Here is an 8,305-nt window from a genome sequence, read left to right on the forward strand (position 1 = left end):
CTCTTGCCGTGCTTCACTCCGTCGGCACTGGGAGCGCCCTGCATGGCCACGATGACGGCGATAACGGTGATAAGCACCACCACGCCACGGCTGACCCACATGACTTCTTTGTTGCTCGCATTCTTGCGGAACAGGTGCTTGTAAAGGTCGTTACTGAAGGCAGAAGCGGAAACAAGCAGCTGGGAGTCGGCTGTACTCATGATGGCGGCGAGTATTGCGGCCATCATGATGGCCGCAATGGCCGGGTGGCAAAGAACCTGGCACAAAATCATGAAGATGCGTTCGGGGTCGTCCACCTTGATGCCGTGGGCTTCTACATAGTAGCGGCCAAGGAGGGCAATCATGATGACGGCGCCCAGGCAGATGGTGACCCAGGTCATGGCGACGCGGCGGGAGAACTTGATGTCTTCGGCGTTCTTGATGCTCATGAAGCGCACCAGGATGTGCGGCATGCCGAAGTAGCCGAGGCCCCACGCGAGGCTAGAAATCAACGCAATCAGCCCGATGGACTTGCCGGTGGTGGCGTTGGTGAACAGGCTCATCAGGTAGGGGTTCTGCGCGTTCACCGCATCCATGGTGGCTGCAAAACCGCCCGAGCCGGCCATGATAATCGAGGGGATGGCGATGACGGCGATGAGCATCATGGTCGCCTGGATAAAGTCCGTCCAGCACACAGCGAAAAATCCGCCCATGAAGGTGTAGCTCACCACGACAACCGCACCGATGATAAGGCCGGTGGTGTAGTTCATGCCGAAGATGGTGCCGAAGAGTTTTGCGCTAGCCACAAAGCCCGAAACCGTGTAGAACAGGAAGAACGCGAGAATGAAGATGGAGGCGATGACGCGGATGATTCCCTTGTTGTCGCGGAAACGGTTCGCAAAGAAGTCGGGGAGCGTAATGGAATCGCCGCAGAAGTGGCTGTACTTGCGGAGCCTGCGGCCCACGATTTTCCAGTTGAGGTATGTGCCAATCACGAGGCCGATGCCGATCCACGCTTCGGAGAAACCGCTCACGAAGATGGCGCCCGGGAGGCCCATCAAAAGCCAGCCGCTCATGTCGGAGGCCTGCGCGGACATGGCCACGACCCACTTGTTCATGCCGCGGTTGCCCAGGTAGTAGGCATTCAGGCTGTTCGCCTTGCGTGAAAAGTATGCTCCGATACCGAGCATCATCAATAGGTATAGAATGAAAACGGCTAAAACCATCTTTTTACTCCTTTTTTTTCCAAACTAGAACAACGTTGGCGGGGGATTGTTGTCGTCGAGGCCAGCCAGGTTGCGGTCGGCGTCGGACATTTCGTTGACGTTATACTGGTCGAGCGGGTCTTCGGGCTCCACAATTAAGTTATAGTAAACGTTGTTCTTGAGTTCATCTTCGATATAGAACAACGTTCCGCCCATAGCCGAGCCACAACCGGCACATGCTCCCTGGTAACGAATTTTTAAGCGGTTGTCTTCGGTGAGGTCGAGAATTTCAACGTCGCCCCCATCTCCCTGCAACATTCCGCGAACGGACTGGTGCAGCCAGGCTTCCACTTTTTCGATTTTCTGAACCTTGGTAAGAGCGTTCCATTCTGCGTCAGCTTCGGCGCGGCCTTCGGCGGTCTGAGTGCGGTACTTGATTCGCTCCATCTTTTCGCGGACAAGAATTGCCGTTGCCTTCTTTTCGGGATATACATCGTACACGCGCTTGATGAGCGTGTCCATCTGCTTGATTTCGGGAGCGCTTTCGGCGATGGCAGGAACATCGGGTGTATCGCGGAGTTCCTTCTCGAGGCTTTCTGCGGTAATGGCGCAGGCTTCGTCGATGGTCGCCATCTGGATTTTTTTGCAGAAGGTATCTGCAAGGGCCGTGAATATCGGTCCGCCGTATGTAAAAAAGCGTGTTTCCAAAATCTTGTCACATTCCGGGTCGATCATCAGGTAAACTTTTAGACTTGCTTCTTTGACATCGACAAGGGCGAGGCCTTTTTCGTCGGCCTCAATCTGAAAAATGGCTCCACGGTATTTGGGAGCTTTTGCAATTTCTTGCAACTTTTGGGAAAGGTTTGCGCTCAATTCGTCATTCATGCGCCCAAATTTAGCAATTTCCGTAGACCTTTATTTAGGGGTTATCCGCTCTTGAGGGGATTTTTCCTCTTGATTGGTAGGGAATTGTAACGGATACTAAACGAAAATGAACGTTTTTAGAAAAAATACTCTAAGTTGGAATAAATTAAGTTGGTATATATTTTTGTAAATTGAAGATTTGCTCAATTTTGATTTTTTAGCGATTTCTTGCTTTAAAACGAATATTGTTATTTTGTCTGAGTTTACAAAGAAAACGTTGAAAAATTGTTTACTCTTTTTCGTGAACTAGTTTCTTTTTTTCTTTGTAGTTTTCTAATGAAGAAATGAAGTGTTGTTCGGTATTGTTTGATTACTGATAATAACTTGTTTGTAATTTTGAATAAAAGAAAGAATAATGAATTGAAGATAAATTAAACTTCTTTATTCAGTCGTTCTGTATCCTAGACATCTTTGACTTTGCGTAATGGGCTTGCTCTTTAAAGTCCCGTTCCGAAGTCTATCCCAAGGCAAGAATAATGCCCTTTCAAAAGGGGTGTGTCCCTGCCTGTATCTAAAAACACCTAAACCCTGATAAAGGGAGGATAAAATCATGACAATGACAATCCAAACATCGGATACGTTCATCGCGTCCTTGTTGCCGGATTCCGATAAGAAAATGGTGCGCATTGCAGGCGTATCGCTTCTGGTCGCGATTATCTTGTGCTTCTGGGCCACGACGTACGAGGTGATTATTGACGATTCCCTTTTTGTGGATACGCCAACCACCGAAATCGAAGCAACCATGAACCTCATTGACAAAAAGGAGGAAAAGAAACCCGACAAGAAACCAGAACATAAGCCAAAGGATATACAACGTAAAAGGCCCGGTGACAGCGGAAAACCAAAAGGAAAAGGTAATCCCCGCGCTCCGCTGAATCGTGGCGTAATCCATGCGCTAGAGGCCCAAACGGCGAATGCCTCTGCCGCGGCCTACGACCTGATTAAGCAAAGTTTTGCCAAGGATATCGATAAGGTCCTCAAGAATACGAATGGGCTGCAAGTAACTGGTAAGACAAAAATCGGAGAAGTTCGCGGAAAAGTCAGCGATGGTTTCAACCAGGGAATGTTTGCCGGAGGCAGTGGCGGTATCGGCGACGATATTTCCAACTTGATTGGCGGTTCTGCTGGTGCCATTTCGACCAGGTCAATGGGAAATGCGAAGGCTCCCAGGGAAAATGAAATCGAATGGGGCTCCGGGCCTGCATCTCGTTCCGCAACTGATATCATGAAGGTCGTGCGTCAGCGTACGCCTGGACTGCGGCATGTCTACAATAAATACCTCAAAAAGAAGCCGGGGTTCCAGGGAAAGGTGACTCTCAAGTTCACGATTGCGCCGGGAGGCGAAATCATCAGCATCGCGCTGGTGTCTTCGACGACGGGCTACGGCGAATTCGACGGTGAAATCAAGAATACAGTCGGTCGCTGGAGATTCAGCAAGGTGAAATCGGGTAACACCACCGTGACTATCCCGTTCACGTTCACGGAATAAATCAATTCGCCGTGGATGCTACGTATTCTTGTCATTGCGAGGTGCGTAGCGCCGTGGCGATCTCCTTTTGCTATATTATAGCTTGCAAAAAACGGAGCATTACAATGACCGATCCTAGAATAACGAAGTTAGCAGAAAATCTCATTAACAATGCCATTGCCCTTAAGGCGGGCGAAAACATTCTTATCGAAACGACCGACACTCCCGACGAAGTCACGACAGAACTTGTGAAGGCTGTCGCCAAGGTGGGCGGTAACGCATTCGTGCATAACTACCGCGGCCGTGTCCGTCGCGAAATGATCAAGTCGGCATCCATCGAACAGATGCAGCTGCAGGCTGACCTTGCGATGGCTGAAATGCAGAAGATGCAGGCCTACATCGCTATTCGCGGCGCCGACAACGCTCTCGAAAATTGCGATATCGATGGCAAGCAGATGATGAATTACCGCAAGATTACGGAGCCTGTGCTGAATTATCGTGTCGATAAGACTCGTTGGTGCGTGCTTCGCTGGCCGAACCCCTCCATGGCGCAGGGGGCCAAGATGAGTTCCGAGGCGTTCGAAGACTTCTACTTCGAAGCATGCCTTGCCGACTATCCGAAAATGGCTGCGGCTGCGCAGAACCTCGTGGACCTCATGAACCGTACCGACAAGGTGCGCCTCGTGGCAAACGGAACCGATTTGACCTTCAGCATCAAGGACATTCCGGCCATTCCTTGCTGCGGCAATATGAATATCCCCGATGGCGAAGTCTATACCGCACCGGTCCGTAACAGTGTGAATGGTGTGATTCACTACAATACGCCGACTCTTTACGACGGCAAGTACTTCAGCAATATCCGCCTTGAATTCAAGGATGGCAAGATTGTGAACGCCTCTTGCGAATCCGGCGACAACGTGGCTCTGAACGCGCTTTTCGATACCGACGAAGGTGGCCGTTACGTGGGCGAGTTCGCCATCGGCTTCAACCCGTTCGTGAATGCACCCATGTGCGACATTCTGTTCGACGAAAAGATTGCGGGCTCTATCCACTTTACGCCGGGGCGTTGCTACGAAGAAGCTCCGAATGGCAACATTAGCGCCATCCACTGGGATCTGGTGCTCATCATGCGTCCGGAATACGGTGGTGGTGAAATCTGGTTCGACGATAAGCTTATCCGTAAAGACGGCATCTTTGTTGTCGACGAACTCAAGTGCCTGAATCCGGATCAGCTCGGAAAATAGGGTAAATCAAAGAAGCCGTCCTTGTGGGCGGCTTCTTTAATGGGGAATCTACTTAATGCTCCAGTCGATAGGCTCGAGCCCCTTGCTTTTGAGGTATTCGTTTGCTTTGCTGAAATGCTTGCAACCGAAAAAGCCGCGGTAGGCCGAAAGCGGGCTCGGGTGCGGTGCGGTGAGAATGAGGTGTCCGCGATTCTTGGCGACGAGTTCCTGTTTCTTGATGGCGAAACTGCCCCAGAGCAAAAACACCAGATTCTCGCGGGTTTCCGAAAGCCGCTTGATGATGGTGTCGGTGAATTGCTGCCAGCCGATTCCCGCGTGGCTTGCCGCCATGTGGGCACGTACTGTGAGCGAAGCGTTTAAAAGCAGAATGCCCTGATGCGCCCAGCTTTCGAGGTTCCCGTGCGGAGGGGGATTGATTCCCAAATCGTCGTGGAGTTCCTGGAAAATGTTGATGAGCGAGGGGGGCGGCTGGATTCCCATTGGTACAGAAAAACAGAGACCGTGTGCCTGGCCGGGATTGTGATAGGGGTCTTGCCCGATGATGACCGCCTTGACCTTGTCGACGGGGCAAAAGTCAAGTGCCGCAAAAATTTGCGATCCCGGCGGATAGACCACGTGGTGTTCCGCTTTTTCTTGCAGAAGTTTTTCTTTAATTTGTTTAAAGTACGGCTGCTCGAATTGGTCGGCGAGCAGATTCAGCCAGGATTCTTCTAGTTTAACGGACATAGTTAGTAGACAGTAAATAAGAATGAGGTGTCAGGTTTCAGCCCTTTTGGCTAGTATGGCGACTTTTTCTCCGTAGGCGCGGGTGTAGAATAGGATTGCAGAGTTCTTTCCCTTGGGCTTAAGGCGCTTGATTTCTGCATCGGGATCGAGTTTTACGCCGCGGAGCTTGAGGGTGATTTTCCCGATGCCGTGTTCCTTGAGCATGGCGCGAACGGCCCCTGTAGCGATTTCGGTATGGGCAAGGGCTTCGTAGCAGGCGAAACCCGGTGTGGGGAGCGGTTCTGCACTTGCGACGTAGGCGATTCCTTCGGAAATCAGGTGTGCGTTCGGGGCGTGGGCGAGTGCGGCCTGGTTGAATAGGTGGCTGCGGATTAGGACCGGTGCGGGTTCCGAAATGAACTTGTCGATTTCACCGAGCGGAAGATCGCTCTTGCTCGTTGCGGTACGGTAGGTGCGATCCTTGCCTTCGAGGCTGTCGTTTCGGTCTAGTTTTTCTTGAAGGTCGTCGTCCAGAGTTTCCTGCGAACGGTCGCGGGGGCGGCTCCATTCGGTAACGGTGTCTCCGGATTTGCCGATGATGACGGCGCGTACGGTGTCGGGGTGCTTTGCGAGTTCGCCGAATAGCACTAGGCATTCGCGGCAATCGGAGTGTCCGCCCAGGTAAAGAATCTCGGTGCCAATTGGAATTTCGGCGGGTGGATATCCCGGCGGAAGCTTGACCATTCCGCCCTTGTAATGCTTGCTGATTTCGATGACTTCTTCAAGTGTGGGCGTCAGATTACGCAAGTCTCGCTGGTTTTCGCCTTCTAGGGCACGCCTTGCTGGGTCGATTGTGAAATAGTCTGTTATTTTTTTTTCGGCGATTTCGCGGACGTCCCCGCAAACGGTTTCGGCATTTTTTTCGAATGTGCCCATATTGTAGCGGAACATGGCGAGTCGATTTTCGTCGAGGTCTACGCCGGTGATTTTTAACGTCGTGGGCAAGAAAAAGCTGTCGCCACCCATTCCGCAACACAAATCATGAACGGCTCCTTCGCTTGGCCACAGGTTCGCTTTCCAACGGCCGATATCCTGCGCTGTACTTTGTTCCAGGGCGAGCTTGTCGCAGAGGAGAAATTTATCGGTGCCGAATTTTTCGCGAAATTTAGGTACGAGAGCCATGTAATCCATAATGGCGGCGCGTTCTTCGTTGCTGTACCCGTCCTTATGGAGCTGGGTGGAAACCTGTAGCGCATCCATCCGCTTCGAAAGGGCTTTTGTAATAAAGTCCTGTATCTTTGCGGAGGTGAGCTGGTTCCATAATTCCATATCGCAAATTTACAATTTTGAATAATGGTTGCCTAGACGAGGGGAAAATTTTGAAATATTTTTACTTTTCAAGGACATTTTTTTGTTTAGATTAAGGGTATGGATTATAGGAAGGGCTTGGTTTTTGCATTTGGAGTCGCGTTATTGGGGCTTTGGGCTTGTAGCGAAAGTTCCGATTCGTCACCTGTAGATTATGTGGGGGAAGTTTCTTCTTCGTCCGAGGGGGCTGATTCCCTTTTGACCGAAAGCAGCTCTTCGTCAAGAATGGCGGATTCTTCGGCTCTGTCGGAGCAGAATTCGTCATCATCTTCGTCTGAGTTTGGCGCTTCGCTTTCTTCTGCTTTGCAATTGCCGAATTCTTCTGAAAATGCGTTGACTCTTTCTTCTTCTGAAAAGGAAGTTTCTCTTTCGTCGGCGCAACAGCCCGAGAGTTCTTCTTCAGATTCGCAGTATTCATCGTCTGCTCATACTCCGCATTCTTCGTCATCGGATCCGCAGCCCGTCTTTGATTTCTATCGTGGCGCAGACATTTCGACGGTGCAGGAATATGAACGTTTCGGTGCTAAGTTTTACGATGTCGACGGTTCAGAAAAAAGCATCTTTACACTCCTCAAGGATCATGGCTTCAACGCTATTCGCCTGAAAACTTTTGTGAGTCCCTCGGCAAAGTACGGCTATGCGGCTCCCGGCTGCGACCATGATGCGGAATCCTACGCCGACAAGGAACATGTGGTTGCCTATGCGCAGAAGGTAAAGGCTGCAGGTATGGCGTTCCTTCTGGATATTCATTATAGCGACAACTGGGCTGATCCGGGCAAGCAGATCATTCCGAGCCGCTGGCGAAACGTGCAAAGCTCAGACGCCCTTGCCGATTCCATTTACAATTACACCTACGATTTGGTAAATACGCTGAAGCAGGTGGGAGCGACTCCCGATATGGTTCAAGTTGGCAACGAGACTACGCCGGGAATCTTGATCCATGTCCCGAATGCAAATACAAATTGCTGGGGCAAGAATGTCGATAAGGCCTCGACAAGCATTAACGGCGATATGGGAACCGCATCAGGGAAAGCTAATGCGGCGAAGTATTTCAAGGCGGGAATTCGTGCTGTCAAAGCAGTTTCGCAAGGCATCAAGACCGTACTTCATATCGAAAGCATTCATAAAACATCGACTATCGATTGGTGGATGAATGAAATTTTCAACAACCAGAAAGTTCCGGCAGATGTAATGGGCTTTTCCGCTTATACGGCGTATGGTGATGGCCTTCCAGAAAATTGGAAGAATTTGTTTGAAAAATTAACGGCAGATTATCCGAACCTCGAATTTATCGTAGCCGAATACAATGGCGGCGATGCAGAAAATCACTATCCGTTTGATGGTTCGCGAGGCAGAACAGACGAATTAATCCGCGGCATGGACCGCTGGATAGGCGCTTTCTTCTGGGAACC

At 50.6% G+C, this 8,305-nt stretch carries 7 protein-coding genes; 3 read left to right on the forward strand and 4 right to left on the reverse strand.

Annotated elements, in window-relative coordinates; all coding sequences use genetic code 11:
* Together Q0W37_RS14735 and Q0W37_RS14740 are read right to left on the reverse strand one after the other, a co-directional pair.
* Positions 1–1,205, reverse strand: a 1,205-nt coding sequence (locus tag Q0W37_RS14735; protein ID WP_297702305.1) for a sodium/proline symporter, incomplete at its 3' end; no start/stop codon positions are given.
* A gap of 24 nt (positions 1,206–1,229) precedes the next feature.
* The gene (locus Q0W37_RS14740; protein ID WP_297702306.1) at positions 1,230–2,069 is read right to left on the reverse strand and encodes a NifU family protein; all 840 of its coding nucleotides are present in this window, start codon (positions 2,067–2,069) and stop codon (positions 1,230–1,232) included.
* Positions 2,070–2,658: 589 nt separating this feature from the next.
* Here Q0W37_RS14740 and Q0W37_RS14745 point away from each other — a divergent pair.
* Entirely contained in the window at positions 2,659–3,597 is a 939-nt protein-coding gene (locus Q0W37_RS14745) for an AgmX/PglI C-terminal domain-containing protein (protein WP_297702307.1), read from the forward strand.
* 104 nt (positions 3,598–3,701) lie between these two features.
* On the forward strand, positions 3,702–4,820 hold the full coding sequence (locus tag Q0W37_RS14750) for an aminopeptidase (protein ID WP_297702308.1): 1,119 nt from the start codon (positions 3,702–3,704) through the stop codon (positions 4,818–4,820).
* Between the two features lie 48 nt (positions 4,821–4,868).
* Here the strand turns inward: Q0W37_RS14750 and ung are convergent, their stop codons facing one another.
* Together ung and Q0W37_RS14760 are read right to left on the reverse strand one after the other, a co-directional pair.
* A complete protein-coding gene (gene ung, locus Q0W37_RS14755; RefSeq protein WP_163415143.1) occupies positions 4,869–5,546 on the reverse strand; it encodes a uracil-DNA glycosylase in 678 nt (225 codons plus the stop codon).
* A 30-nt stretch (positions 5,547–5,576) separates the two neighbouring features.
* Positions 5,577–6,854 carry a class I SAM-dependent methyltransferase gene (locus Q0W37_RS14760; RefSeq protein WP_297702309.1) on the reverse strand — a complete coding sequence of 426 codons (1,278 nt, stop codon included), beginning with the start codon at positions 6,852–6,854 and terminating at the stop codon, positions 5,577–5,579.
* Between the two features lie 99 nt (positions 6,855–6,953).
* On the opposite strand from Q0W37_RS14760, the gene Q0W37_RS14765 reads away from it, so the two are divergent.
* The coding region (locus Q0W37_RS14765; RefSeq protein ID WP_297702310.1) for a glycosyl hydrolase 53 family protein at positions 6,954–8,305 on the forward strand (1,352 nt) is incomplete at its 3' end.

Source organism: uncultured Fibrobacter sp. (genome assembly GCF_947166265.1).
GTDB lineage: Bacteria > Fibrobacterota > Fibrobacteria > Fibrobacterales > Fibrobacteraceae > Fibrobacter.